Below are 26,411 nucleotides of genomic sequence, written 5' to 3'. Positions count from 1 at the left end.
CTGATCCCGTGCGGCGTGGCGGGCCGGAAATGGGACGAAGCCCCGGCTATGACATGGGTCCTCTCACAGATCCTGTCATTGCTGGAGCTTCGTCGTGGTTCAGTGTGTCACTGCCGCCGCCGAGCCGGGGCTGGCGGCGGCGATTGTTTCGACGCCCGTCGTAGATGTGTGCTGTGACCTGCTGGAACTGCTGGGCGGGGTGTCGGATGGGCGGCCGGGCCAGGGCAGGGATCATCCGGTCGCGGCGGTCCTGGCGCTGGCCGCGGCGGCGGTCGTGGCTGGGATGAGGGGCTACACCGCGATCACCGGGTGGGTCGCCGATGTGCCTGCTGGGGTGCTGGCGGATCTGTACATGCGGGCCGGTGCCGCGCCGGCGAGACCACCATCGAAGTCCACGATCTGGCGGGTGCTCACCGACGCCGATCCCGACGCCTTCGACACCGCGATCGGCAGGTGGCTGATGGGCGGTCTGGCCGCCCGCACCGACCTGCAGGACACTGGTGAACAAGACCCTGGTGAAACGGCATTGATGCAGATCCGGCTGGACGGCAAGACTGTGCGCGGCGCCAAGAAGGCCGACGGGAACCAGCTGCATCTGCCGGCGGCCCTGGCCGGACCTGACGCACAGACCTCGGTGATCGCGGCTCAAGCCCAGGTGCCGGACGCCAGAACCAAGGAACCAGCCGCCGCCCGGGCCATGCTCGGCCAGCTCGACCTCAGTGGCCAGGTCATCACGGCCGACGCCCTGCACACGGTGAAGGCCACCGCCAAGCTCATCTGCGACCGCGGCGGCGAGTTCGTGCTCCCGGTCAAGGAGAACCGGCGAGCCCTGGTCGATGCGCTGGACGCACTGCCCTGGTGCCAGGCCCGCATTGCCCACACCGCCACCGACCGCGGGCACGGCCGGATCACCACCCGCACCACCCAGGTTCTGCCGGTCCCCGACAACCTGCCGTTCCCGCACGTCAGCCAGGTGTTCCTCATCGAACGCCACGTCACTGCCACCGACGGCACCCCGATCTCGGCCGTCGCCCAACTCGGCGTCACCAGCCTCGCCACCCAACAGGCGTCCCCAGCGGATCTGGCCCGATATGTCCAAGGACAGTGGGCCATCGAGGCACTTCACTGGATCCGCGACACCCTCTACCGCGAAGCCCACTCCACCATCCGCACCCGCTCCGGTCCCCGTGTCATGGCCTCCCTGCGCAACCTGGCCATCGGCGCCCTCCGCCTGTCCGGACGCACCGGCATCACCGAAGCCACCCGCTGGGCCGGCCGCTACATGACCAGGCCCTTCACCGTCCTCGGCCTCGCCTATTGATCTCAAACGGCCGCGCTACTTCTCGACGCGGTCGCGGCGTGCGCATTTGTCGGAAGCCTGCGATAGGTTCGCTGGATATCCGCGCAACCGACCTGGAGGCGAAATGACCGACGATCCCGCACAGTCCGACGACGATGATGAGGTGTTCTTTAACGACGACCTCGTGGGGCGGGAGGGCTTGGTGTCGATTTGGCTGAACGTCGGCTTCGGGGAGGACAACAAAGTCATTGGCTGGTATGACCACGACTATCTGGAAGGTAGCACCATCGGCCGCCCGCAGCCGATCCGCCAGGCGCTGATCTCCGGGGGCAGTTACTGGGAGACCTGGCTCGATGCCGCAGTACAGGCTGCTGAAGGGCTAGGTATCACCGAGGCATACAATGTCTGGATGCTGTTCGACCACGAGTATATGGGTTCTCCAGGTCGTTTCGAGCTAGCGACCGGAGCCGAGGGGGTCGACGACCTGCCCCCCTACTATTTGGGTGCATTCCGCTACACCCGCCATTGACCGAGGCCCAGCAGAATCTCCGCCGCAACTCCACTCTGGGCCGAGCGCCAACGGCGCCCCCTTCTCACCTCATGATCTTGAAACGGCCGTGCCATCAAAGCCGACGGTGACACAACGTGACCCAGTGGCGGAAGAGCACCCACAACCAGGAAGAGATCAACACCGAATGCGTGGAGGTCTCGGCCAACACCACCAACGCCACTCTCATCCGCGACTCCAAGGACCCGGGTGGGGCGCGGCTGTCTCTTACTCGGAGTGAATTCGCCAACCTCATCGGTACGCTCAAGGCTGGCGGCTACAAGGTGTGACGGGCTCTGGCCTGGGTGGTACGGCGTGGCCGTTTGACGGCGGACGGGCCTTCCGGATGTGGGGGTCGCCTTCGGGAGCGGGACGCCGTGTAGAGCGGCGATGGGATGTCGGCCGTCACCGATCAGCGCGTTGGTGTCCCGATGCTCGGACCGGGATCCAGTTGCCGTGGAAGCCCGCGGGAATGCGCACCGGGACGTGCACCTCGGCGATCGGGGGCGCGGCGAGGTCGGCGGCGTCCAGAATGGCCAGGTAACTCGTACCGGCGCCGCGGTCGTGGGCGAACGTCATCAGGTAGCCCTCGTTCTCACCGGTCCCCGCCCGGGGCACGAAGACGGCCTCGCCGCAGGTGTGGCCCGCGGGCAGGCGGTGCGCCGCCCGTACGCCGCCGCTGGTGAGGTCGTAGGCGTAGATCTGTGACCGATCGGGTTCGGCGTCAAGGCTGAAGCTCGTCGTGTAGCCGTAGCGGTGGGGGAGCCCGAGGATCGAGTCGGCCACCCGGGGGTATTCGCTGGGCGCGTCGTCGAGCGGCTCCTCGGCGACCGCGCCCGACCTCAGGTCCAGCGTCCAGCGGTACACGACCGGGAGCCCGCCCTCCAGGTCGTCGGCGCCGCCGCGCCACAGCGTGGGGACGCGGGTGCCGGTGACGGTGATCGTGTCGCCTTCGGGGTCCTCGAAGGCGTTCATGGTGTGCCACACGTAGCAGGGGGCGACGTCGAACCAGCGTACGGGCGCGTCGTCGCCGGCCGTACGCGCCAGCACGCCGAACCGGGCGCGGTGCGCGTCGTCCCAGCGCCACGGCGGCCCGCCCGCCGCGGCCTGGGCGGCGTCGAAGACGACCGGCAGGTCCATGAAGATCACGTGGTTGCGGGTGATGGCGAAGTCGTGCATCATCGTCGCCCGCGGCACGTCCACGACCCGCGTCTGCACCACCTCGGCGGCGGCCGAGGCGCGGTAGCAGGTCAGGTACGGCGGGCGCAGCCGGTAGCCGAAGAACAGCAGTTCTCCCGTGATCGGGCAGGTCTTCGGGTGCGCGGTCATCGGGCTCTGAAGGGCCCCGTCGAAGGTGTGCGCCCCGATCGTGGCGAGGCCGGGCGTCACCTCGTACGGGAAGCCGCCCTCCTCCAGGGCGAACAGTCGGCCCGCGTGCGTGATCAGGTGGGTGTTGGCCGTGGTGACGCGGTAGTCGATCCGGCCCGTTTCCTGGTCGAAGGCGAGGGCGAAGCGCGACTCGCCGGGGTGCTCGTACAGCGGCGTGCGCACGTACCGGTTGCGGTACCAGCACGCCCTGCCGCCGTCGAGCGCGATGGTGTGGATCATGCCGTCACCCGCGAAGGAGTGCGGCGACCAGCCCGTACGCGGGTTGGGCCCGTTGCGGAAGAACTGCCCGCTCAGCTCGGCCGGGATCTCGCCGACGACCTTGGACGGCTCCAGGGTCACCTCTTCGGGGACCGGCGCGTTGTTGCCCGCCAGGTGCAGCGGCACGGCTTCGGACACGTTGGAACTCCTGTCGGCAAGCGGTGGAGACGCCGACAACCGTGCATGAGAAATCCCGCGGACAACAGTCTTGTTCTTTCCGCCCGCCTCGGCTGCCCGAAAAGGGCCCAGGTGAGGGCGGCACAGGAAACCCTGGGCGGGGCCGTTCTCCGTTCGGCAACGCGGCAGCTCAACGTGACCGGTACCGCAGATGTCAGGCCGTTATCTGCGCCAAGACTTCAAGCTCCGCGCACGCTCGTTCAGTCACGGACCTCGCGTTGGCGCTGTTCGGCTTCGAGTTCGTCCGCGAGAGCCGAGCGCTCGGCCTGGTGACGACGAAGGGTCTCGGCACTGAACTCCGTCCACGCGGCGTCCTGCTCGTCGGTCATCTGAGCCCCGTGAACCTCGGATTCGACATCCGGATGGGCGTCGAGGAATCGCGCGAACAGCGACCCCATCTCCTGGCTGTGCCGCCGGTTGAGTGCGATGCGTCGCGGATCCATGATCCTCACCTCCAACAGCCAGCACCCTATGTGGCCCGCCGGGACGGCCGAGTCACGCACCCTGATCCGGAAGACGATGGAGGCGACGCAACCGCGGCTACAAGGCATGACGGGCTCCGCGGCATGGGAGAGCGGACACGTACCTGGGCGGAGTGCGTGGCGCGGCTGCTCCCCTACCGGGAGGAGCCACGGCCGGTGAACCTGGCCGGGGACGCCTGAGCGTCCGTCCCGCTTCCGGGGGCCGACACTGGGACGACTTCGTCCCCAAGTACCTCTACATGAACCGGCCGACGGACGAACCGCTGCCGGACGCCGACCTGGCGGCCCTGGCCGGAAGGGCGTCGCGGGAAGCAGCGCACCAGGGCATGTTCTTGGAGTTCAGCCGCGCCACCACGGGGCGCGGATCACGTCGTCGGGATCGGCGGCGCAGTTGGTGCCGTTGGCCACTTCGGCGTGGTTGACGTCCCAGCCGACGACGCCGCTGGGCCTCCGTTGCAGCGTGATCATCCGGTCCCGCTGGGGGCCGGCGCCAAGGTTGACGTCGCACCACACCACGCTGGACCAGGACCGTCCGTCCAAAGCGGCCATGAAGGCGAGTGCGGGCAGCACGGCCAGGCTGAGGACGATCCCGATGATCCTCACGGCATCCGCCGTGCGCTGGGCGGAGGTCTCGGCCCGTGTCCCGGCACGTTTGCCGGTGGCGGCCTCACGCCGGCCTGTGGCGAACTCGACCACCACGCCGACACGCATGAGGTAGCCGAGGACACCGCAGGCCACGCCCCACCACAGGCCGAAGACGCCGCCGACGGCCACGGCCAGGCCGACCGGGACGATCGCGGCGTACGCGGCGGACTTGGCCGGCGGGACGTCCTGGTGGGCGGCGGCCCCGCCCCGGCCGGCGAAGTAGACGTAGGTGGTGCGGGAGACGACCACGGCCAGCGCGGTCACCAGCAGCGGCTGGTCCAGGCACATGCCGGTGACGATGTCGAGCCAGTTCGCCGGGCCCGTCGCGTCCAGCACCTCCCGGGCGGCATGATCGCTGCCGAGGGTCCAGGCCAGCTTCAGCGCCGGCACCGCGAGCAGCACCGACAGCACCATCACGTGCGTGGCGCCGCCACGCCAGTCACTCCGGGTCTCCTGCTCGCTCACACCGCCAACCTACGGCCGCCTGGAATAACTCCTGATCACGACACACTGTGCGCCACCCCGTCGGCCGTCCCCGGCGCCGGGCCACCCGCCCGCGCGGTCACGTCGGCCCAGCCCGCGAATTCGGCTCGACCACGTTGGTCACCCGGCCGAACCAACGCGCGCCGACGGTTGAGGGTCGGCCGGGCCGGAGGCTCCGTCATCCTCCGACCGGACATTCTCCGGACAGAGCCGCGTTCCCCGCTCAGCGCCGCACCCGTGATGCACGATCAAGAGCATGACGACCACGCCCCCCACGGCGGCCCGCAGGCTCCCTGCCCAGGCGGGCGTTCTCATCGGCGGCTTCGGGTCACTGTTTCTGATCTTCCTCTGCGCGCTGCCCTGGATGTGGTGGCGGCTGGACATGGCCTTGGCCGTCGGCGAGGAGGACGCCCCCGCGCCGCTCCACCCGGGTCTCATCCTGGGATGGGCGATCCTGGTCGGCGGGCTGACGGCCGGCGCGGGCGCGGTGCTGTGCCTGCCCCGCTTCTTCCGCCGCGCGCCCGGCCTGGGCCCCCTGATGATCTTCAGCTGGGTATTCGTCTCGCTGGTCTCCCAGGGCACCTTCACCGGCCTCCACCCCTCGCTCTACGACACGATGCGCGAGCCCGACTCGTGGCGGAACAGCGACACCGGCACCGACCCCGACGTCCTGGCCGGACGGGTCGACCGCCTGCTGGTGGACGCGCTCTCCGCCGCACCGGGAACGGTGGTCTCAGCACGACCCGCCTTCGCGGGCCAGGGACGGAAGACGGGCGAGAGCTTCGGCCTGCGGGCCGGCGGGGTGATCGTCCCCGCCAAAGGACAGGAGCCCGCCGGCTGGGAGGCGCTGGAATCGTGGCTCGCTCACCGCCTGACCAGGCTGAGCGACAAGGCGGCCGCCGGGGGCGCGGCCTTCAAGCTGGACGAGGACATCGTCGTCGAACTTCAGATGAGCGACACCCGCGACCTGTTCTCGCTGACGATCAGCACGCCGAAACTCGACCGCCGCTTCACCGGGAACCGGCAGCGCACACCCGGAGACGCCGCGACGGCCGCTCAGGTCGTCGCGATGGCCCGCACGCTGGATCCGAAAGCCGCACCTGCGATGCCTCAGGGCGCGACCACCATTCCGTGCAGCGGCTCGGCGGGACGTGCCACCATCTATTCCGCCCAGGACGATCTCAGCGAGCCCGTATCCTCGACGCTGCTGGTCAAAGGCAGCGCCGCCCTCACCGGCGGATCCGGCCGACGCGGAACGCTCACCCATATCACCGACTTCGGAGCGCGCATCGCGGTGGGCACGATCGACGGACTCCATGTGGGCGTCCACGCGGGCGATATCGTCTCCGTCTTCCAGCGGTGCCGTTGAGGGACCCTCCTCGGCCGTCCGGCGCCGTGATCACTCGGCCTGCCGGGTGGACTTCATGCCGGATGGCGGCACGCCCTACTGCGCCTGCGCCCGCGACACAGTCGCCCGGGACAAGGCCGCCGTGTACGAGGCGTCCGGGGCGAGTCCGGGCCGTCCTGATGGGACGGCCGGACTCGCCAAGGTCACGCTTCGACGCGTGCGATGTCCGCCATGGACGTGAACGCCCAGTCCTGCCACATGAACTCGTCGTCGATCAGCACCAGCGTGCGGCTGCCGCCGCCCATGCAGAAGGGGCCGCTCCGCAGGCTCTGCACCAGTTCCCGCCACCGGTCGAAGTCCTCGTACTTGAGCAGCTGGGAGGCGTCGGCGACGACGACGCACTCGCCCCGCGAGGACGGCCGGTCGGCCAGGGCTTCCATGAAGTCGCCCCAGCCCCGCGCCGCCGTGTACGGCAGTTGCAGCGCGGCGACGAACTGGTCGACGGCCTTGGCCGCGGTCGTGCACGCCGAGCCCAGCACCAGCCGCGCGGCGATGTCGAAGACGTCGTCGCCGTACACCTTGTCCAGGGCGATGTCGAGGCGCCGGACGAACTCCCCCACCTCGTACGGGGGCAGGTTCAAGGTGATCGCTCGGCCGGGCCTGTCCATGACCCGCGCGACGAGCGCGTCGACGCGGTCGGCATGCTCACGATCTTCGGTCATGGTTCATTGTGCAGAGCACCCGGTCCGATGGTCGACGCCTTATCGGCTTGTTTGCACACCTGGAGCACGGGTACCCGCTGCCAGTCGGCCGGAATCGTGCAGCTCAGGAGCTGATCGAGCCATGGCCCCGGCACTGACAGGCGTCCACCGCCCTTCGACGAGTACGGGTCGGAGATCGCGGTAACGCCGGGCAGGCGACGGAGGAGGAGTGGTGGAGTTCCAACACGTCGTGGACCTGGCGGGCAACGGCATCGACGCGGTCGGCGTGGCGACGATCGTCGTGGGAGTGCTCGCCGCCACCTTGTCCGCGGCTCGCGGGCTCGCCCAGCGCCAGGTGGACGTTTACGACGCCTACCGCCGTCGTCTCGGGCGATCGATCCTGCTCGGGCTGGAGTTCCTCGTCGCCGGAGACATCATCCGGACCGTCGCGGTCTCACCCACCTTCACGAATGTCGGCGTGCTCGCGCTGATCGTGGCCATCCGCACCTTCCTCAGCTTCTCGCTCGAACTGGAGATCACCGGGCGGTGGCCCTGGCAGAAGAGCCAACCCTCGGGCAAGTAAGGGCACCCAGCGGTACGGCACAGCCGGGGATGCCTGGCGGCCACGGCCTAGGACGGGGAAGGGGGCGGGCTCTCCCAGATGTAGCCGAAGCGGGAAACGTGAAGCCTGATGGGATACCCGGTCGCCGTCCCGCCACCGGACATGCTCAGTCCGCGCGCCCGCAGCCCGGCGAGGAAGAACGGCAGGTTGGCCGCCCACATCACCACCGTGGCGATCAGTCCGCCGAGCAGGAACGTGCCGGTGCCCGCGACCTCCAGGGACGGGCGCAGCGCCGTGCTGAACCACGACACCGGCCACAGCACCAGCGCGTTGGCGACCAGGGAGTACACGGCCAGTATCAGCATCCCCCTGCGCAGGCGGCGCCGGGTGTGGGCCCACGGGAAGGTGCTGGACATCGAGATCCGCAGGTTGACGACGTTGAACAGCGCGGCCAGCACGACCGTGGTGAGCAGCGTCCGCCACCACTGCCCGGCGGCGAGACGCACACCGTCCAGGACGGCCACCAGAAGCCACAGGACGCCCAGGCACGCGGCGAAACGGATCGGTTTCCCCAGCTCGCCCGGCTTTCTCAGGTCGGCCGCCGATCGCAGCAGGAACCCGATGACGGACTTCACCAGGGGAGCCGCGACGAACACCCAGAGACCCGACATGTGCAAGGGCAGGTCCAGGGCCCGGCACACCGCGTCCGCCGCCCACCACGCGAACGGTTCGAGCACGACCGCCAGGGACAGGGATCCGACGAAGAACGCGGACACGGTGGTGCCTGGATGACTCCGGATCCAGCGTTGACGCCACAACCGCCTGTCCTGGAGTTGGCGCACGCCTTGCAAGGCCAGCCACCCCAGCAGCCTGGACAGCAGAAGAACGACCAGGACCGCCGCGGCCTGGCGTCCGGCCGGGCCCTCCAGCCGGACATCGCGCAGGATCTGTGCGGCGCACCAGATCGCGATGCCGTCCCGGACCAGCACGACCGTCCAGGAAACGGGCCCGCTCGCCCGCTTCTCCTCACCCGTCTCGGCCATCCCTCGCACTCCCCATCGCCGCTACCGCTGATGTTCCCGCGTGGCGGCACGACCGCCTGGCCGACAGTGGACGAAGCACCGCGGCCTGCGACAATCGGTGCCGAGCGACGGGGGCGAGATGATCGAGATCAAGTCCTATCTCCAGACCCGCGACGGGCGCCTCGTCGAGATCGGTGCCGCGTCCGAGACCCTCCGCGATGAGCGCTACATCGACGGCGCCCTCGAGATGACCGTCAACGGCGTCCGGATCATCGATGTGGCCATGTGGGACTACATCGACCAGCTCTGGGCCTACATCTGCACGATGGCGGCCGACCTTCAGGCGACGGGCGAGGCGTCCACCGGTTTCCCCGACCAGGCGCTCAAGCTGTCCTTCGAGCGGCAGGGCAGGAACCGGGTGCTGGTGACCCTGACCGGCACGAACGTGCACCGGGCCGCCTCGGCCGCGGAGGATGAACTGGTGGCGGCCCTCCGCGAAGCCGGCTCGGCCTTCTTCACCGAACTGGCACGCGTCCTGCCGCACGACGGCGGATCGTACGCGGGCGCCCTGGCGACCCTCCTGGGCACCTCGCCCCCCAAGACCTGATCACCCTTGTCGCCGAGGCTTCCGGCGGTGGCCTTCGGGAGTGAAGGTGAAGGTCTCGCCGAACGGGCCGTCTCCGAAGCGCACGGCGAGGAGGACGGCCTCCTCCTCGCGTTCGGGGCCGTTCCACAGGTGGAAGAACACGACCGGGGCGTCCGGGTCCTCGGTCAGGTAGCCGAGCACCTTGCCGTAGCGCGGATTGCCGCCTCCCAGGCGCACGGACGGCGGCCCGAACTCGGCGGTCACGTCCGTCCACACGCGGTCGCGCTCCGCCCACGGGCGGGCCGCGGCACGCAAGGCGGCGTACTCCTGCGCGCTCAGGACCCGATCGGGCTTGAGCCAGCCGCGGGCACGCGCGTACTCGGCGTACACCGACGCCATGTCATGGTCGTGAGGCTTGGGCAGCAGCCACCAGAACGCCCCCGTCACGCCCGTGCTCGTCCAGATTCCGCGCTTCTCCCATGCGCGATGGCATTCGGTCAAGTCGTCCCGGTCGCGTTCCACGAACAGCAGGTGGCCCAGCAACAGCTCGAGGGCCACCTCGCCGCCGTACATTCCGGGACGGCGCAGGGCCAGGTTCATCTCGTCGATGAGATACGCGCGTATCTCGGTCGCGGGCGCGAGTTCGGGCGACGCGGTCATGGCTCCTTCAGATGCCCGGTAAGTGTCCGACGGCCGCCCTGCTGCGGTCATCTCCGGTGCTGAAAGATCAGCCCAGCGAACCCGTCATACCGCACGGAGGGAGAGGGCACTGGCAACCGTAGCGAGCAGGAGCCTGCGATCCGCATGCGCGGCCCTGGGGACGGCCGCCCTGGTCGGTGGCATGACCGCCACCGCCGGCGCCGCGTCGCGGGCCGAGACCTACGCGATCGCGTACGGGATCAGCGACAGCGGTGTGATCGCCGGCCAGACGTCCCGCGCGGCGCGCTGGGAGACCGGCGGGCAGATCACCGTCCTGCCCGACTTCGCGGGCCCCCGCACGGCCTTGGCGCACAGCGTCAATGACGCCGGCGTCACCGTCGGGATCGCCGCCACGGGCGCCGTCGCCCACGCGGTCCGGTGGGGCGCGAACGGGACGATCACCGATCTCGACGCCGCGAACGTCACCGGTCTCAGCAGCGCGCTGGACGTCGACTCGGCCGGGGAAGCGGTCGGCTGGGCGGGCGACGACGCGGTGCGCTGGGGCACCGACGGCAGGCCCACCGTCCTGCCCGGCCTGCCGGGCGGGGACGCGGCCGGGGCGGCCGGCGTCAACGAATCCGGTGCCGTGGCCGGAACGGCGTCCAACTCCAGTGGTGCCTGGCAGGCGGTGCGCTGGGCGCCTGACGGGCGCGTGACCGCCCTCGCTCTCGTCCCGGGACAGACCGAGGCCGTGGCGAACGAGATCAACGACTCCGGCACCGTCGTCGGCCAGGTCACGGTGTCCGGCGCCGACCGGGCGGTGCGCTGGTCGCCGGGCGGAGGCGTGACCGTCCTCGGCGCACTCCCGGGGCATGTCGAAAGCCGTGCGCTGGACGTCAACGGCGCCGGCGTCGCGGTCGGCGTGTCCCAGGCGTCCGACGGCACGACGCGGGCGGTGCGCTGGGACGCGAACGGGACGATCACCGACCTCGGCACACTGCCCGGAGCCGCCCGGAGCGAGGCGGCCGGCATCAACGACTCCGGTGCCGTCGTGGGCCACGCGAAGGTGGGCGAGCAGTACCGCGCGCTCCGCTGGGGGCCGGACGGGACGATCACCGAGCTCCCCGCGGCCTCGAACCGCACCACGACGGCACGGCTCGCGAAGGCGGCGTGCCCGACCGGCGCGTCCCCGCTCGTACGCCGCGTCTGCGACCGCTAAGCAGCGGTCAGCACGTTCGCCGGGTCGTCGCGCCATACCTGCTGGCCCTCCGGCCCGACGGTGAGGCCGAACCGCTCGCGTCCCGGGCTCCCCCAGCTCACCCAGCGCAGGTAGGCGGCGGCGACCTCGTCCCACAACCGGCGGTCGCCGCTCTGGCGGACGAGGTGTTCGCGGGCGCCCGGCCGGTGCTCGCAGGTGGCCGTCGACGTGCCCGCCGTGTCGGCCAGGACCAGGGCGTAGCGGCCGTCCACCGTGGTCCGCTCGACGCCGAGCACGTCGGGCAGCATCCCGGCGATCGCGACATCGGCGCCGTCGGAGTCGCCGGTGACGGTACGCGGGTCGAGCCTGGTACCCGACTCCGTACCGTCGCCCGGCGCGGGCACTCCCCGCCCGCGCTGCGCGCGCAGCATCATGTACGACACCGAACCGTGGAAGCCCCCGACCGCGCGGCCGTCGCCGGTCACCGTCAGGCGCGTCTTGTGGCCCCCGGCGAACTCGGGCATCCAGGGAAGAACCAGGACGCCGCCGGGCCGGGTCTGCTCGACCCAGGCGTAGGGCACGGTCGTCACGCCGCAGGTCACGTGGACACGGTCGTACGGGGCTCCCTCGGGTGCGCCCTCCGCGCCGTCCCCCGTCACCAGGGCGGGGACGAACCCGGCCGCCGCCAGATTGGCCGCCGCCTGCTTCGCGACCTCCTCGTCCACCTCGACGGACGTGACGCGTCCGGGGCCGAGCCGGGCCGTCAGCAGCGCCGCCGTCCAGCCCGTGCCGGTGCCGATCTCCAGGACGCGGTCGTGGTCGCGGGGAGCCAGCAGTTCCAGGAAAGCCGCGACGGGTCCGGGCGCCGACAGCGACGACGTCCAGGGCCCCTGGCCTGTGGCGGGGTCGCCGTCGCCGTCGCGCACCTGCGTGATGACGGCCGCGTCGGCGTACACCCCGTCCCACCACGTGTCGGGGTCGGCGGCCCGATCGATGGCGTGCCCCTCCCCCGGCCCGTCCGCGACGCACCACGCCCGGTCAGGGGCGAAGAGGTGACGAGGCGCCTGGTGTATCGCCCGCCGCCATTCGGGACGGGTCAGGTCACCGGCCGCGGAAAGGCGATCCGCAAGCGCCGCGATCCGCACGTCCACATCCCCGGCAACTGAGTTCATGCGCCCCTCTTACCACCGCCGCCGCTGTTGTCATCGTCCTTCTTGTCCAGCGGTATTGGAGCTCACCGCTACGATTCGCAACTCCATTCTAACCGTGTGTGGCCACCGCGCCGGGAAAGGGACGAGACGCACGGTTTCCACGTCGCCGTCCGCCCGGACCATGGCCTGGACGGCCGCCCAGTGGGCCGGCCCCGCCCCCGAGCAGGGCCGCGGTCACCGTCCGAGGGCGCGCCTGATCGCGGTTTCGACGGGTGAGCGGGCCCCCTCCGCGCGGTCGGGCCGGATCGGCTCGGACGGGGCGAGTTTCGGCTGGCCCAGGAAGCGCGGCTCCCGTCCCAGATGCGGTTGGCCTGCGTGCACCAGGAACGGGTGGCACAGGTAGACGTCTCCGGCACGGCCCGTGGCGTACGCCGTCGGACGGTGCGCGGTGGCGGCCTCGGCGCGCCGGGCCAGTTCCCGGGCGTCCAGGCCGTCCTCGCCCTCGGGTTCGAGGACGCGCGCCACGTCCAGGTGGGAGCCGACGCGCAGGCGGGTGGGCGCGTCGTGCTCGCCCACGTCCGAGAGCAGGAAGAACATCAGCAGCGCGCGGTCCCTGGACGCGGCGTTCGCGCGCCAGGTCATGTAGTCGTGCGGGTCGGAGCCGGGGCCGGGGAAGCTGACGTCGACGTGCCAGCCGTCGACGGCGGCCGGTTCGTCGCCGGGGAAGCGGATCACGAAGCCGCCCAGGCTCGTGCGCGGCGTCCAGCGTCCCTCGCCCACGAGGGCGTCGAACGCGGCGTGCAGGCGCGGGGTGTTGGCCGCGGCCGCGAACGGCGGCTGCGCGTGGTCCGGGCGTGCGGCCACCGGCCGCGGCCAGGTCGCCGGATCGGCGGGGTCGGCGCCGAGGTCCCGCCAGATGATCGCGCGGCATTCGTCCGCGAGCCGCCGGGGGAAGGCGTCTCCGATCCGGACGAAGCCGTCCTCGATGAAGGCGTTCACCTGCGCGTCGTCGAACATGATCACAGGATGGCGGGCGGGCCGCCCTCACCACCAACCCTTTTCTTTCCCGCGGCTGGGTATGCCGGGAACCAATGAACGTCAAGGAGAGGAGAGGGCGGTCGTGCCGGAATGGAATCTGGGCAGGACGTACCGCAGCACATCGGGGACGGTCCGCTGGGACCGTCTCGGCGAGCCGGAGGGCGAACCCGTCGTGCTGCTGCACGGCACTCCGTTCTCGTCCTACATCTGGCGCGGCATCGCGCGCTCGCTCGCCCCTCACCACGCCGTGTACGTGTGGGACATGCCGGGCTACGGCGCGTCGGAGCAGTCCCCCGGCCAGGACATCTCGCTGGCCGCCCTGGGCCGGGTGTTCACCGAGCTCCTCGACCACTGGGGGCTGTCGGAGCCGCTGGTGGTGGCGCACGACTCCGGCGGCGCGGTCGCGCTGGGCGCGCATCTGCTGCACGGCGTCCCGTACCGGCGGCTCGCCCTGGTCGACGCCGTCTCCCTGGCGCCCTGGGGAAGCCCGTTCTTCTCCCTGGTGGGCGAGCACGCCGCGGTGTTCGAGCGGCTCCCGCCCGCGGTGCACGGCGCCTTGGTGCGCGAGTACGTGAGCTCCGCCAGCAGCCCCGGCCTGCACCCGTCCACGCTGGAGGCGCTGGTCGCGCCCTGGCTCGCCGACGGCGGCCAGTCGTCGTTCTACCGGCAGATCACCGCGCGCCTGGACGACCAGCGCTACACCGGGTCGATGCAGGAGAACTACGCGACCATCGGCGTTCCCGTGCTGGTGTGCTGGGGCGAGGACGACACCTGGGTTCCCGTGGACCGGGGCCGTGAACTGGCCTCGCGCATCCCCGGCGCGCGCCTGCGCACCATGGCCGGGGCCGGCCATCTCATCCAGGAGGACGCCCCCGCCGAGCTCACGGCCGCCCTGATCACCTTCCTGGACGCCTGAGGGACGGGAAGAAGAACCGGGCGTGCGGCGAAGTGTGAGTGACAGTCGAACACTCACCGGGAGGTTCCGCATGACCGGGATCGGTACGTGACCGCAGGGGTGGGCGAGCGGGCGGCGGACGCCGAGCTGGCCGGCCGCTTCCGCCGGGACCCGCAGGAGTTCACCACCGTCCACGACCGGTACTTCCGCGACATCTACCGGTACGTGGCCGGGCGGCTGGACGAGCAGGCGGCCGAGGACATCGCCGCCGAGACGTTCCTCCTGGCCTTCGACCAGCGGGACCGCTTCGACGCCGAGCGCGGCGGGCTGCGGCCCTGGTTGTTCGGCATCGCCACCAACCTGGTGGCGCGGCACCGGCGCAAGGAGGCCCGCCACTACCGGGCGCTGGCGCGGCTGGGTCCCGAGCCCGCCGCCGAAGGGCCCGAGAGCCGGATCGTCGCCTCGGTCGCCGCGGGGCGCCTGCGGCCGTCGCTGGCGAGGGCGCTGGCCGGGCTCACCCAGGGCGAACGCGACGTCCTGCTGCTGGTGGCCCTGGGCCAGCTCGGCTACGAGGAGGTCGCCCAGGCGCTGGGCATCTCGCCGGGGACCGTCGGCTCCCGGCTCAGCCGGGCCCGCGCGAAGCTTCACGACGTTCTCGACCAGGAGGCAATCAATGGATGACGACCTGCGGACGATCGCCGCCGTGCTGGCCCCGCCGGAGCCGTCCCCTGGCACGGTCGAGCGCAGCCGCCGGCGCCTGGAGGACAGGACGGCGCGCGCCTCGGCGGTGCGGCGACCGCCGTGGAGGCGGCCAAAGCTGGTCTGGCCCGCGTCGGCCGGGCTCGCGCTGGCGGCGGCGGGCACGGCGGCGGCGATCGCGGTCTCCTCGGGCCCGGCGCCGACGCCCCTCCCGGTCGACGGCCCGCCGCCGTCGGGCCAGGCGTCCGGGCGGCAGGTCCTGCTCGTGGCCGCCACGGCGGCCGAGCGGGCACCGGCCGGTTCCGGGACGTACTGGTACGTCAAGATGACGACCGACACCTTCGGCTACGAGACGTGGGCCCGGCGCGACGGCCAGGAATGGATGCGCGGGGACAAGACGCAGGGCAGGCTGATGAAGTCCCCGCTCCCGGCGTCGTTCGTCCTGGCCGGGCAGGACCTGAGTGTCGCGCGGATCGAGCGGCTGCCGACGAGCCCCTCCGGGCTGAGGGCGGCGGTCACCGACATCGTCCGCAACAGCGACGCCCGGGACAGCGCGGGCCGGCGTCCCGCCGACCGGCTGGAGCAGGAGACGCTGCTGGCGCTGGTCTCGCTGGTCTCGCAGCTGCCCGCACCGCCGAAAGTCCGCGCCGCCGCGCTCCGGGCGATCGCGAAATCCCCCGGCGTGGAAGACCTCGGCGAGACGGACGGCGGGCGCGGCGTGCTGCTCCCCCTGCACGGCGACCAGGTGCGGCTGGTGGTGAACATGGCGACGGGCCAGGTGAGCGGCACCAGCTTCCTGATGACGGCCGACGGGGCCGAGATGCACATCGGGCAGGGAGGCACCGCCACGGTCACCGCCCACTGGACCGACCGCCTCCCCCGGTAGAAGAGGCCGTGCGTTCTAATAGTGAATGAAACAAGGTAAACGGGCAGAGCGAAAACCCCCTGCCAGAATTGGAGCGCGCCAAGTCGGCGACCGTGGATCTATTCCCTCTGAACGCGCCACCCGCACCCGCCCCCGCCGCCTCAGGCGGGCGCTCCGTCCAACCATGATCGCCCATATGGCCGACCGCGGCGTCACCGCCTCGACATCACGCTTCGACTGGACGGAGCGACGTCCGAACCCTGCCTCCGAAAGGCCGCTCGATCACGACTGACGCTGTTAAGATAATGACACCATGATCTGACAGCGGTCGGAGGGATACCGATCTTGCCTGGTCGGAGTGGCCGTCCCGGCCTGGTCGCGCGAAATGAAGGCTGGATCTCGGTAAGCGCCTCGGCCGGTGCCGCGACCGTACTCTCCATCTATACGGGCATGCTGACCGCGGGGGCACCGCCGCAGGCGTCGGCCTCGTCACTTCTCCGGCACGCCGTCGACCTGGGCTGGGCCAACGTCCTGATCGCCATCGGCCTGGTCCTCATCATCCTGCAGATCATCTCGGCCGCCCTGCGGTCCCGGCTCACCGCGCGGCACGGACGGCGCGAGGGCGAGGAGCTGTGCGAGGTCCTGCTGAGGGACGTGGTGGCGCTGCTGGCCGCCCAGCGCCCCTGGGTCACCTACCGCAGCCTGGTGACCATCGTCGACGAGAGCAGGACCAAGCGATACACGGTCTGCGGCGCGTTCATCCGGACGGATCCGGAGTTGACGCTGGAGGTCCCGATCGATTTCGGAATCGCCGGACGGGCCGTGACCACCAAGGCGATGTCCGCGGGCGATCTGGACGACGCCACCAGAACCCGCGGCCCGGACGGTGCCGAAATCGCGGGAATATGGCCCAGCGTCGCATCGGTTCTGGCCTTTCCGCTGTGCTCCGAGAACGGCGAGGCCTTCGGTACGGTGAACTTCGACACTGATCACAAGCTCGCCGAATCGGGCTTGGGAGACCGCAAAGTGCAGGACATCCTCGGATCAGTCGCCGAAATGGTCGGCTACTTCATGAGAGGGCACAGTTCGGATGGAATTGCCCGACTCCCTCGCTGAACTGGGGGAATATGCACTGCATGCCCAGATAGCGGCCATTCTCAACACTTCCTCGTCCGGGCGGCTGGTCGGCGACGACGCGGCGATCCTGCCGCTCGGGGACGGCTCCGATCCGCTGCGGCTGATCGTTTCGGTGGACCGCCTCGCGCAGAACGCGGCGCCGGGAGTGCGCGCGAGGCTGCTGGTCACGCAGACGCTCTCGGACGTCATCTGCACCGGCGGCACACCGCTGGCGATGCTGCTGGCCGTCCAGGTGGAGCGGCACACGGACCCGGCGGAGGTCGTCGACCTGGTGGAGTCGGTCGAGGCCGTGTGCCGGGAGTACGGCTGCCACCTGGTCGGCGGCGACACCAAGGAAGGCGACGCGTTCTCGGCCGTGGGCGTGGGGCTCGGGACGGCACAGGCGTCCCGGGTGATCCGCCGTGTGCCGGTCGTGCCCGGCGACCTGGTGGGGGTGACGCTCGCCGGAGGAAGGAGGTGGGGCCGCCGCTGGGGGCATCACCTCGTCGAGCACTTCGCGCTGCCGGTCGGCGAAGGCGTGCGCGCACTGCTGGCGGCGAGCGAGGACGACATCATGCTCCCCGTCGCGGAGACGGCCGCGCTGCTGGCCTCCGGAGTCACCGCCGGGCTCGATCTGTCCGATGGTCTCGGTGCGTCGCTGCGGATTCTCGCCACGGCGAACTCCGTCGGCTTCACCGTGCTCCCCGACGCGCTGGACGAGATCGTGGACGAGGCCGCGGTCGCCCCGGTCGCGGCGCACCTGGGCATCCGCACGCGCGCTTTCGCGATGAGCCCTGGTTACGTGTGGAACAACATGTACGCCGTCCCCGCGGAACGGGCCGAGCAGGCTCGCGCGGCGGCCCGCCGGGCCGGCGGTGACTTCGTCGTCGTGGCCAGGGCGCGGCCGGGCCCTCCCGAGGTTCGTTACGGCGACGACGACGCGGGGGCGCTGATCGAGGCGGCCTCGGACGAGAAGTTCCGCCGCTGGGCGTGGTCGGACCGCACCGAGCACTGGCTGGACGTCATGCGGAGCGCCAAGCTGTGAACGCCCCGGCGATCGAGCTGCGCCTGCTGCTCGCCGAGCGGTGCGATCTGGCCTGCGTCTTCTGCCACAACGAGGGGCAGCCGGGCCGGGACGCCCTGCTGGCGGCCACGCCCGACCAGATCGCCCAGATCGTCGGCGATCTGCGGGCGTGGGGAGAGGTGCGGGTGAAGTTCTCCGGGGGAGAACCGACGCTGCATCCCCGGCTGGGAGAGTATCTGGCGGCCGTCAACGCCCAGGGCGTGACCGACGCGACACTGATCACCAACGCCAACGATCCCGGCGCGTTGGGGCGCCTGGCCGGACGCCGTCCCTTCCGCGTCAGCGTCAACCTGCCCGCCGCCCTGGCAGAGGACTACGCGAACCTGACCCGGGGCAGTTTCCAGGCCGTCATCGCCAGCTGCCGGCTCCTCGCGGAGTCCGGCGTCGAGTTCGCGTTGAACTCCTACTGGCCCCTGCGCCGCGCGCCCGCCAGGCTCGTCCCTCTGGTAGAACTGGCGCGCGAACTGAAGGGCACCCTCAAGATCCTTTGCCCGTGCCAGGTGACCGACCCCGATCAGCAGCGCCGGGTTCTGGCTCCGCTGGCCGAGGTGCTGACCGGCCTCGGCTACACCGGCGTCCGGCAGGAAGACCACAAGTGGTTCTTTCAGCGCGGTGCGCACGTGATCAGGCTCCAGACGCCCTGGTGCCCGGTCGTCTGCACGGCCCGGCGGAAAGAGAGGCGTTCGGTCCGCATCACGGCGGCCGGGCTCATCCACGGCTGCCTGGACAGCAGGACCCAGTACTTCGGATCGATCTACGCGGACCGGGAGCAGCGACGGCGGCAGCTGGGCCGCGCCCTGGACGCGGCCGGCGCGTCCTGTGCCGGTTCCGGCATGCGGGTCGCCGTTCTCAGACGAAGGGAGAACACTGCACGTGATTGAGACCGAGCGGCGTTTCCGGCTGAATGCGCCCGAGACCGAAGCGCTGAAGAGCGCCATCGAGTTCTCCAGCCCGATCCGGCTCACCGACATCACCTTCGGCCCGCACGGCGCCCAGTCCATGGACAAGGACGGCTGGATCGTCCGGCTCCGTCTCAGCGGCGACAAGGCGCGGATCGAGCACAAGAGGAAGCTGCCCGACAGTCGCTGGCAGGAGATCGGCCTCGCCGTGGACGCGCCCGGCTCGGCCGTGCGCCTGCTCACCGCGATGGGCCTGCGGCCGGGACTGCTGATCCGGCGGCTGCGCAGTGCCTCCACGTTCAAGGGTGCCGAGCTGGCCCTGGACGACCTGGACGGCCTGGGCACGTTCCTCGAGGTGGAGTTTCCCAGAGAGACCGCAGGCGACCGGACGCTGCACGAAACGGTGGCAGGGCTGCAGGCGCTCGGCGTGTCGCTCACCACGCCGGCACCCCCTTACGGCGACCAGATCAACGCGGCGATCGAGCAACGGGAGGAGTTCGCACACGAGCACGACCGCCGCATGCGCGAACTGCTCACCGAACTCGGCGGTGACCCGGCGGTCGCCGTGTTGACGAAGACGCACGCGACGCGGTCGGCACCGTCCGGCCCCCGGGAGAACTACGAGCGGGCGCTGAGGAACCGGGGGATGTCGTACTGCCGGTACTCCTCGTACCCGGTCGGCGCGGTGGCCGTCGCCGCCGACGGGCGGATCTTCGATGGCTGCAGCGTCGAGAACGGCTCGTTCGGCCTGACGATATGTGCGGAGAGGGCGGCGTTGACCGCGGCGGTGCTCGGGGGATCCGCGAGCACCGCCGGCCGCGAGATCACCGCCATCGTGGTCGCCGGTCCCGACGGGCGCTCCTGCTCGCCCTGCGGAGCGTGCCGCCAGTTCATCGCCGAACTCGCGCCGGACGCGGACGTCACCTTCTGGTGGGAAGGCGAACTGGTCACGGTGAGCGCCCGCGACCTCATGCCCATGGGCTACGTATACGAGTGACCCGTCAGTCCTCTGCTTCGAGGTCGCCCTCCAGTTCCAGGTACTGGGCGCGGAGGCGGTTCAGGACGTCCGGGTCCGGCTCGGCCCACAGGCGGCGCTCGGCGGCCTCGAGGAGGCGTTCGGTGATGCCGCGCAGCGCCCACGGGTTGGACTGCTCCATGAACTCCCGGGTCTCGTCGTCGAAGACGTACTCCTCGGCGAGGCTCTGGTACATCCAGTCGTCCACGACCCCGGCGGTCGCGTCGTACCCGAACAGGTAGTCGACGGTGGCGGCGAGTTCGAACGCGCCCTTGTAGCCGTGCCGCCGCATCGCCGCGATCCAGCGCGGGTTCACCACGCGCGCCCGGAACACGCGGTGCGTCTCCTCGGCGAGGGTGCGGGTCTTCACCTGGTCGGGCAACGCCGAGTCGCCGACGTAGGCGGCGGGGCTCTTCCCGGTGAGGGAGCGGACCATCGCGACCATGCCGCCGTGGTACTGGAAGTAGTCGTCGGAGTCGACGATGTCGTGCTCGCGGGTGTCCTGGTTCTTGGCCGCGACCGCGATGCGGCGGAACGAGGACTCCATGTCGGCGCGGGCCTCGCGCCCGTCCAGGCCCCGGCCGTAGGCGTAGCCGCCCCACACCGCGTACACCTCGGCCAGGTCGGAGTCGTCGCGCCAGTTGCGGGCGTCGATCAGCGGCAGCAGCCCGGCGCCGTACGCGCCCGGCTTGGACCCGAAGATCCGGGACGTCGCGCGCCGCCAGTCGCCGTGCCGGGCGTGGTCCTCGGCCGCGTGCCGCCGCAGGTGGTTGGCCTCGGGCGGCTCCTCCAGATCGGCGACGGCCGTGATCGCGTCGTCGATCAGCGCGATGACGTGCGGGAACGCGTCGCGGAAGAAGCCGGAGATGCGGACGGTGACATCGATCCGTGGCCGTCCCAGCTCCTCGGCCGGGACGATCTCGAACCCGGTGACCCGGCGCGAGGCGTCGTCCCAGACCGGGCGGCAGCCGATCAGCGCCAGCACCTCGGCGATGTCGTCGCCCTGCGTCCGCATCGCGGAGGTGCCCCAGACGGTCAGGCCGACGCTGGACGGATACTCCCCGGTGTCCTCCAGGTGCCGGGCGATCAGCGAGTCGGCGAGGGCGACGCCGACCTCCCACGAGTTGCGGGACGGGATCGCCTTCGGGTCGACCGAGTAGAAGTTCCGGCCGGTCGGCAGCACGTTCACCAGGCCCCGGGTCGGGGACCCGGACGGCCCGGCGGGCACGTACCCGCCGTCGAGCGCGTGCAGCACCGCGCCGATCTCCCCGGACGTGGCGTCCAGCCGCGGCACCACCTCCGCCGCGCCGAACTCCAGCAGCCGCACCACGTCCGGGATCTCCCGCCCGAACACGCCGTCGCAGACGGTCTTGGCGCCCGCGACGTCCCAGCCCGCGGCCTCCATGCCCTCGACCAGCGTGCGCGCGAGCCGCTCCAGGAGGTCGACGGCGTCGGAGGCGGTGCGGGCGGGGCCGTCGGCGAGGGCGGTCAGCGCGGACAGGTCGGCCTCGACCCGGCGGCCCGGGTCGGCCAGCAGCGCCTTCTCGTCCAAGCCGAACTCGGCGGCCAGCACCGCGCGCAGCCCCGGCATCGCGCCCGCGACCCCGCCCCACACCTGCGCCGCCCGCAACACGGCCAGCACCAGGTTGACGCGCGCCTCGTCCACCGGCCGCCGCCCCAGGATGTGCAGGCCGTCGCGGATCTGCACGTCCTTGATCTCGCACAGGTACCCGTCGATGTGCAGGATGAAGTCATCGAACTGCGACTCGTCCGGCATCTCGTCCTGGTGCAGGTCGTGGTGCAGCTGGGCGGCCTGCACCAGCGTCCAGATCTGCGCCCGGACGGCCGGGAGCTTGCCCGGATCGAGGTCGGCGACGGTGGCGTACTCGTCCAGCAACTGCTCCAGCTTGGCCAGGTCGCCGTACGACTCGGCGCGCGCCATCGGCGGCACCAGGTGGTCGACGACGGTGGCGTGGCCGCGCCGCTTGGCCTGCGTGCCCTCCCCGGGGTCGTTCACGATGAACGGGTAGATCAGCGGCAGGTCGCCGAGGACGGCGTCGGGGGCGCAGCCGTCCGACAGCCCGAGGCCCTTGCCGGGCAGCCACTCCAGCGTGCCGTGCTTGCCCAGGTGGACGACCGCGTCCGCGCCGAACTCCTCGTCCAGCCAGCGGTAGGCGGCCAGGTAGTGGTGCGACGGCGGCAGGTCGGGGTCGTGGTAGATCGCCACCGGGTTCTCGCCGAAGCCCCGCGGCGGCTGGATCATCAGGATCACGTTCCCGAACCGCAGCGAGGCGAGCACGATGTCCTCGCCGTCCACGTACAGCTCGCCGGGCGGCTCGCCCCAGTGCTCCCGGACGCCCTCGCGCAGCGGCCCCGGCAGCGCCTCGAACCAGGACCGGTAGTCCTCAAGCCGGACCCGCGACGGTGCCTGGCTCAACTGCTCCTCGGTGAGCCACTCCACGTCGTGGCCCCCGGCCGCGATCAGCCGGTGGATCAGCGGGTCGCCGTCGTCGGGGTCGCGCCACAGCTCGTCGTCGCCGCCCAGGTCGTACCCGGCGGCGGCCATCTCCCGCAGCAGCCCGACCGCGGACACGGGCGTGTCCAGCCCGACCGCGTTCCCGACCCGCGAATGCTTGGTCGGATAGGACGACAGGACGACCGCGACCCGCTTCTCCCCGTTCGGCCGGTGCCGGAGCCGGGCGTGCCGCACCGCGATCCCCGCCACCCGGTCCGCCCGCCCCGGATCGGCCACGTACACGGGAACGCCGTCCGGGCCCTCCTCCTTGAACGAGAACGGCACCGAGATCAACCGGCCGTCGAACTCGGGAATCGCGACCTGCATGGCCGCGTCCATCGGCGTCAGCGCCCCGTCCGACGCCTCCCACACCGCCCGGCTGGAGGTCAGGCACAGCCCCTGGACGACCGGCACGTCCAGCCCGGCCAGCGCGCCCGCGTCCCAGGAGTCCTCGTCACCGCCCGCCGACGCGTCCGCCGCGACCGCGCCGCCCCCGGCCAGGACGGTCGCGACCAGCGCGTCCGCCCGTCCCAGCAGCTCCAGCAACCCCTCCTCCGCACCCCGCAGCGACCCGCAGAAGACCGGCAGCGCGTTGGCTCCCCGCGCCTCGATGCGCTCGCACAGCACGTCCACGAAGGCCGTGTTCCCCGACAGCTCGTGCGCCCGGTAGAAGACGACCCCCACCGTCGGGCGGCCCGGCTCCACCCTGGGCTCGCCGTGCAAACCGTACGATGGCATCGGAACCGGCGGCGCGAACCCCTCACCCGTCAGCAGCACCGTGTCGCTGAGGAAACGGGCCAGTTCCCGCAGGTTGGTGACACCGCCCTCGCGCAGGTAGTCCAGCGCCTCCGCCGCCACTCCGGCCGGGACGGTCGACAGCGCCATCAGCTCGGCGTCCGGATCGGCCTCCCCGCCCAGCAGCACCAGCGGCAGGCCCAGCCCGCGCAGCCGCTCCACGCCCTCCGGCCAGGTCTTGCGCCCGCCCAGCAGCCGCACGACGGCGACGTCGGCGCCCTCGGCCAGGGCCGCGAGCTCGTCGAGCCCGATCCGGACCGGATTGGCGGTCACATATCCCGCGTCCGCCGCCCGCGCGGCGAGAAGTTCGGTGTCGGCCGTGGACAGCAGCAGGGCACGCATCATCGGCAAGCCTCCCCCGGGGTCTCCGCGCCCCGGCTCGGTGAAGAGGTCGGCGACGGCACGGAGTCTCCTGGCTCCCGGATCGGCGTCCTCCCCCGGCCTTCCAGCGTCTCCGCCGTGGCCCTGAGCGAGAGAGGACTCCCCGGTCACAGTTGCGGGACAGCTCCGGATTCACACCGGATTCCTCACCCGCCGTCGCCCGCCATCGTAGCCCGCGCCCCATATGCGAAGTCAGCACCCCTAGGCGCGGGCCCGCTGCTTCTCCCGGACGCGCCGGAACACATGATCGAGGCCGCGCCGCTCCTCGAAGTACACCCCGAGCAGGTAGGGCTGCCAGCCGCCGTCCCGGTGCGGCACATGCAATGGGTGCACCTCGCGCTGGGGGTCCGCACCCAGTTCCTCCAGGCAGCCGCCGCACAGCGGGCGGGGCCGGGCCTCCTGGCCGTACACCGCGGTCGCGGGTCCGTGCAGGGGGTTCAGCCAGCAGAACGGCACGTTCCCGTCCACGGGGACGCCGGTGTCCAGCACCATCCGCGCCACCCGGCACAGCACGACCGCCACGAAATGATCCGGCCAACCGCCCGTGTACGCGACCGCCCGGGGTGCCAGCTCCTTCGTGATCGTGTCGGCCGCCTCCAGGCACGCGACCGCCTGCTCCCGCGCGGGCCCGCCGGGAACCCCGGCCTCCAGCCGCTCCCGCAACGCGTTTCGCTCCTCCTTGAACCGCCCGCGCAGCTCCCCGGAGCCCAGCTTCTCGAACGGGCTGTACGGGGTCTTTCCTCGCACCACCATGACGATCTTGCGCAGCACCCACAGCAGGATGATCATCAGCACGCCGAGCACGACCCCGACGATGATCGCCCCGTCCCGCAGGCCGGTCCAGAACGGCTCCTCCAGGAGCGCGGCGCCCTCCGTCGCCTGGAGATGCAGCATGAACCCGGCCAGGCCCACCGCGATCAGGACGACCGCCAAGCCGACCATCCCGCCGTACCAGGTGCCCCGCACCTCATCGGTCCGCTCGGTGGCGAACCCGCGCCGCCACACCGGGACGTACCCCGCCACCAAGGCGATCAGCAGCGGCACCCCGCCCACCGCGACCCCGGCGAACCGCCGGTACGACTCCAACTCCTGCGCGTCCAACGCCCGTCACTCCCCGATGTCGCGCCGCCCTGGACCGCAGGCTACGCGCCTGGACGATCAAGGAGGGACAAGACCGCCCGAACAGGTGCGTCCGGGAAATCCCTGGGTAGGGGGACGGCATGTCCACCCAAGCGGTCCCTCCCGCGACCGACCGTCCGGTCGTCGGGTCCTACGGCAAGTACGAGGGCGCTCAGCGAGCGGTCGACTTCCTGTCCGACGAGAAGTTCCCGGTCGAACGAACGGCGATCATCGGCTCCGACCTGAAGATGGTCGAGACCGTCCTGGGCCGCCTCACCAAGGGCCGCGCCGCCCTCGCCGGCGCGGGCAGCGGCGCCTGGTTCGGCCTACTGGTCGGCCTCCTGCTCACCCTGTTCACCGCCAACCACAGCGACGTGTTCGGGCTGCTGCTCGGCGGCGTCCTGTTCGGCGCCGTCTTCGGGGCGGTCTTCGGCTTCATCGCCCACGCCGTCACCGGCGGCCGCCGCGACTTCACCTCCCGCAGCCAGATCGTCGCCGGCCGCTACGACGTCGTCGCCGACGCCGAGGTCGCCGAGGACGCCAAGAACATGCTCATCAAGCTCGCCTGGCGCGAAGACTGACCGGACGCGATCCCACGACGGCCGAGCACCCTCCGACCTGTGAATTCCTGGGGAATTGCGGTTCCGGGGCAGGATCGTTGGATTGTCCGCTTGCTCCCGGGTCCCCATCCGCTGACCACCGTTCCGATTCTCCGCACGGCTCGAACCGGTTGACCGCCTACTTTGCGGCTCGTCGTGGCTTTTGGGCTCCTGGGCCGTAGGTTGGGGTCGGGTCTTTGGCGGTTTGGAGCCGTTGCCAGCGGATGTGGGCCGGAGGTTGCGGGTTGCTGGTTGAGGGTGCCGTGGTGGCGGACCGGTATCGGGTGGCCGAGCTGCTGGGTGAGGGCGCCATGGGCCAGGTGTGGCGAGGCGAGGACCTCCGGCTGGACCGGCCGGTGGCGGTCAAGGTGCTGCAACCGCATCTGATGCACGGCTCCCTCCGGGAGCAGGCGCTGGCCCGGTTCGAGCGGGAGGGGCGGGCGGCGGCGCGGCTGGCGCACCGCAACATCGCCGTCGTCCATGACGTCGGCGAGCATGACGGGCTGTCCTATCTGGTGCTGGAGTTCCTGCACGGCCGTGATCTGAAGAGCCTGCTGCGCGACCATCCCGGCGGGCTGCCGATCGAGGATGTGCTGGAGTACGGGGCGCAGGCCGCCGAGGGCCTGGCCGCCGCGCACGCCGCCGGGATCGTTCACCGCGACGTCAAGCCCGCCAACCTCATGCTCAGTGGCGACGGGACGGTGAAGGTCTGCGACTTCGGTATCGCCCGGCTGCACGGCGCCACCACCGGCCTGACCGGCGATGCCAGTATCGGCACCTTGGCCTACATGGCGCCCGAGCAGATCATGGGGCAGCCCGTCGACCACCGCGCCGACCTGTACGCCCTCGGCGCCACCGTGTTCCAGTTGCTGACCGGCCGCCACGTCTTCACCGGCGACGACG

26 protein-coding genes and 1 riboswitch are annotated in these 26,411 nt (G+C 71.3%); of the genes, 16 read left to right on the top strand and 10 right to left on the bottom strand.

Features of this window, described 5'->3' with window-relative positions:
• The first annotated feature begins 94 nt into the window (after positions 1–94).
• The 3 genes from ACFPZN_RS15010 to ACFPZN_RS15000 all read left to right on the top strand — a co-directional run bounded on the left by ACFPZN_RS15010 (position 95) and on the right by ACFPZN_RS15000 (position 2,137).
• Positions 95–1,321 (top strand): ISAs1 family transposase, encoded by a 1,227-nt coding sequence (locus ACFPZN_RS15010; RefSeq protein WP_378282555.1) that lies wholly within the window; start codon positions 95–97, stop codon positions 1,319–1,321.
• Positions 1,322–1,424: 103 nt separating this feature from the next.
• The gene (locus tag ACFPZN_RS15005) at positions 1,425–1,829 is read left to right on the top strand and encodes a hypothetical protein (protein WP_378282554.1); all 405 of its coding nucleotides are present in this window, start codon (positions 1,425–1,427) and stop codon (positions 1,827–1,829) included.
• A 116-nt stretch (positions 1,830–1,945) separates the two neighbouring features.
• Positions 1,946–2,137 carry a DUF397 domain-containing protein gene (locus ACFPZN_RS15000; protein ID WP_378282553.1) on the top strand — a complete coding sequence of 64 codons (192 nt, stop codon included), beginning with the start codon at positions 1,946–1,948 and terminating at the stop codon, positions 2,135–2,137.
• A gap of 115 nt (positions 2,138–2,252) precedes the next feature.
• On the opposite strand, the gene ACFPZN_RS14995 is transcribed toward ACFPZN_RS15000, so the two are convergent.
• The 3 genes from ACFPZN_RS14995 to ACFPZN_RS14985 form a co-directional block, all read right to left on the bottom strand.
• Positions 2,253–3,632, bottom strand: a complete 1,380-nt coding sequence (locus ACFPZN_RS14995; protein ID WP_378282552.1) for a carotenoid oxygenase family protein — start codon at positions 3,630–3,632, stop codon at positions 2,253–2,255.
• Between the two features lie 239 nt (positions 3,633–3,871).
• Positions 3,872–4,114 (bottom strand): hypothetical protein, encoded by a 243-nt coding sequence (locus ACFPZN_RS14990; protein WP_378282551.1) that lies wholly within the window; start codon positions 4,112–4,114, stop codon positions 3,872–3,874.
• 378 nt (positions 4,115–4,492) lie between these two features.
• Positions 4,493–5,263, bottom strand: a complete 771-nt coding sequence (locus ACFPZN_RS14985) for a hypothetical protein (RefSeq protein WP_378282550.1) — start codon at positions 5,261–5,263, stop codon at positions 4,493–4,495.
• 274 nt (positions 5,264–5,537) lie between these two features.
• On the opposite strand from ACFPZN_RS14985, the gene ACFPZN_RS14980 reads away from it, so the two are divergent.
• A complete protein-coding gene (locus ACFPZN_RS14980; RefSeq protein WP_378282549.1) occupies positions 5,538–6,650 on the top strand; it encodes a hypothetical protein in 1,113 nt (370 codons plus the stop codon).
• 182 nt (positions 6,651–6,832) lie between these two features.
• Here ACFPZN_RS14980 and ACFPZN_RS14975 read toward each other — a convergent pair whose 3' ends face one another.
• Positions 6,833–7,351 carry a hypothetical protein gene (locus ACFPZN_RS14975; protein ID WP_378282548.1) on the bottom strand — a complete coding sequence of 173 codons (519 nt, stop codon included), beginning with the start codon at positions 7,349–7,351 and terminating at the stop codon, positions 6,833–6,835.
• Between the two features lie 211 nt (positions 7,352–7,562).
• Between ACFPZN_RS14975 and ACFPZN_RS14970 the strand changes: the two genes are divergently transcribed.
• The gene (locus tag ACFPZN_RS14970; protein WP_378282547.1) at positions 7,563–7,913 is read left to right on the top strand and encodes a DUF1622 domain-containing protein; all 351 of its coding nucleotides are present in this window, start codon (positions 7,563–7,565) and stop codon (positions 7,911–7,913) included.
• Positions 7,914–7,960: 47 nt separating this feature from the next.
• Here ACFPZN_RS14970 and ACFPZN_RS14965 read toward each other — a convergent pair whose 3' ends face one another.
• Positions 7,961–8,935 carry a hypothetical protein gene (locus ACFPZN_RS14965; protein ID WP_378282546.1) on the bottom strand — a complete coding sequence of 325 codons (975 nt, stop codon included), beginning with the start codon at positions 8,933–8,935 and terminating at the stop codon, positions 7,961–7,963.
• 118 nt (positions 8,936–9,053) lie between these two features.
• Between ACFPZN_RS14965 and ACFPZN_RS14960 the strand changes: the two genes are divergently transcribed.
• A complete protein-coding gene (locus tag ACFPZN_RS14960) occupies positions 9,054–9,521 on the top strand; it encodes a hypothetical protein (RefSeq protein WP_378282545.1) in 468 nt (155 codons plus the stop codon).
• Here the strand turns inward: ACFPZN_RS14960 and ACFPZN_RS14955 are convergent, their stop codons facing one another.
• A complete protein-coding gene (locus ACFPZN_RS14955) occupies positions 9,522–10,160 on the bottom strand; it encodes a hypothetical protein (RefSeq protein ID WP_378282544.1) in 639 nt (212 codons plus the stop codon).
• A gap of 181 nt (positions 10,161–10,341) precedes the next feature.
• Here ACFPZN_RS14955 and ACFPZN_RS14950 point away from each other — a divergent pair, with 181 nt between their 5' ends.
• The gene (locus ACFPZN_RS14950; RefSeq protein WP_378282543.1) at positions 10,342–11,358 is read left to right on the top strand and encodes a hypothetical protein; all 1,017 of its coding nucleotides are present in this window, start codon (positions 10,342–10,344) and stop codon (positions 11,356–11,358) included.
• On the opposite strand, the gene ACFPZN_RS14945 is transcribed toward ACFPZN_RS14950, so the two are convergent.
• On the bottom strand, positions 11,355–12,509 hold the full coding sequence (locus ACFPZN_RS14945) for a methyltransferase domain-containing protein (RefSeq protein WP_378282542.1): 1,155 nt from the start codon (positions 12,507–12,509) through the stop codon (positions 11,355–11,357). The genes ACFPZN_RS14950 and ACFPZN_RS14945 overlap by 4 nt on opposite strands.
• A gap of 213 nt (positions 12,510–12,722) precedes the next feature.
• Positions 12,723–13,505, bottom strand: a complete 783-nt coding sequence (locus tag ACFPZN_RS14940; protein ID WP_378282541.1) for a phytanoyl-CoA dioxygenase family protein — start codon at positions 13,503–13,505, stop codon at positions 12,723–12,725.
• Between the two features lie 103 nt (positions 13,506–13,608).
• Between ACFPZN_RS14940 and ACFPZN_RS14935 the strand changes: the two genes are divergently transcribed.
• From ACFPZN_RS14935 to ACFPZN_RS14905, 7 genes are all read left to right on the top strand, one after another.
• Positions 13,609–14,442: an alpha/beta fold hydrolase gene (locus ACFPZN_RS14935; RefSeq protein WP_378282540.1), complete on the top strand. Its 834-nt coding sequence runs from the start codon at positions 13,609–13,611 to the stop codon at positions 14,440–14,442.
• Positions 14,443–14,529: 87 nt separating this feature from the next.
• Positions 14,530–15,102, top strand: coding sequence for an RNA polymerase sigma factor (locus tag ACFPZN_RS14930; RefSeq protein ID WP_378282539.1), 573 nt, complete (start codon positions 14,530–14,532; stop codon positions 15,100–15,102).
• Positions 15,095–16,006 (top strand): CU044_5270 family protein, encoded by a 912-nt coding sequence (locus tag ACFPZN_RS14925; protein WP_378282538.1) that lies wholly within the window; start codon positions 15,095–15,097, stop codon positions 16,004–16,006. Before ACFPZN_RS14930 ends, ACFPZN_RS14925 begins: the two co-directional genes overlap by 8 nt.
• A gap of 429 nt (positions 16,007–16,435) precedes the next feature.
• A complete protein-coding gene (locus ACFPZN_RS14920; protein ID WP_378282537.1) occupies positions 16,436–17,101 on the top strand; it encodes a GAF domain-containing protein in 666 nt (221 codons plus the stop codon).
• Positions 17,076–18,146: an AIR synthase related protein gene (locus tag ACFPZN_RS14915; RefSeq protein ID WP_378282536.1), complete on the top strand. Its 1,071-nt coding sequence runs from the start codon at positions 17,076–17,078 to the stop codon at positions 18,144–18,146. Before ACFPZN_RS14920 ends, ACFPZN_RS14915 begins: the two co-directional genes overlap by 26 nt.
• Positions 18,143–19,066, top strand: a complete 924-nt coding sequence (locus ACFPZN_RS14910; RefSeq protein ID WP_378282535.1) for a radical SAM protein — start codon at positions 18,143–18,145, stop codon at positions 19,064–19,066. Before ACFPZN_RS14915 ends, ACFPZN_RS14910 begins: the two co-directional genes overlap by 4 nt.
• Positions 19,059–20,081, top strand: coding sequence for a cytidine deaminase (locus tag ACFPZN_RS14905; protein ID WP_378282534.1), 1,023 nt, complete (start codon positions 19,059–19,061; stop codon positions 20,079–20,081). The genes ACFPZN_RS14910 and ACFPZN_RS14905 overlap by 8 nt, the downstream gene beginning before the upstream one ends.
• A 4-nt stretch (positions 20,082–20,085) precedes the next feature.
• Here ACFPZN_RS14905 and cobN read toward each other — a convergent pair whose 3' ends face one another.
• The gene (gene cobN / locus ACFPZN_RS14900) at positions 20,086–23,754 is read right to left on the bottom strand and encodes a cobaltochelatase subunit CobN (RefSeq protein ID WP_378282533.1); all 3,669 of its coding nucleotides are present in this window, start codon (positions 23,752–23,754) and stop codon (positions 20,086–20,088) included.
• A 37-nt stretch (positions 23,755–23,791) separates the two neighbouring features.
• A riboswitch (cobalamin riboswitch) is annotated at positions 23,792–23,963 on the bottom strand.
• Positions 23,964–23,991: 28 nt separating this feature from the next.
• Positions 23,992–24,891, bottom strand: a complete 900-nt coding sequence (locus ACFPZN_RS14895) for an Asp23/Gls24 family envelope stress response protein (protein ID WP_378282532.1) — start codon at positions 24,889–24,891, stop codon at positions 23,992–23,994.
• Between the two features lie 119 nt (positions 24,892–25,010).
• Here ACFPZN_RS14895 and ACFPZN_RS14890 point away from each other — a divergent pair, with 119 nt between their 5' ends.
• On the top strand, positions 25,011–25,490 hold the full coding sequence (locus ACFPZN_RS14890; RefSeq protein ID WP_378282531.1) for a general stress protein: 480 nt from the start codon (positions 25,011–25,013) through the stop codon (positions 25,488–25,490).
• Positions 25,491–25,753: 263 nt separating this feature from the next.
• On the top strand, positions 25,754–26,411 hold a 658-nt coding region (locus ACFPZN_RS14885; protein ID WP_378282530.1), incomplete at its 3' end, for a serine/threonine-protein kinase.

It is taken from the genome of Actinomadura rugatobispora (genome assembly GCF_042656285.1).
GTDB classification, from domain to species: domain Bacteria; phylum Actinomycetota; class Actinomycetes; order Streptosporangiales; family Streptosporangiaceae; genus Spirillospora; species Spirillospora rugatobispora.
The sequence above is the reverse complement of the archived record's forward strand: the minus strand, read 5'-3'. Positions and strand labels throughout refer to the sequence as shown.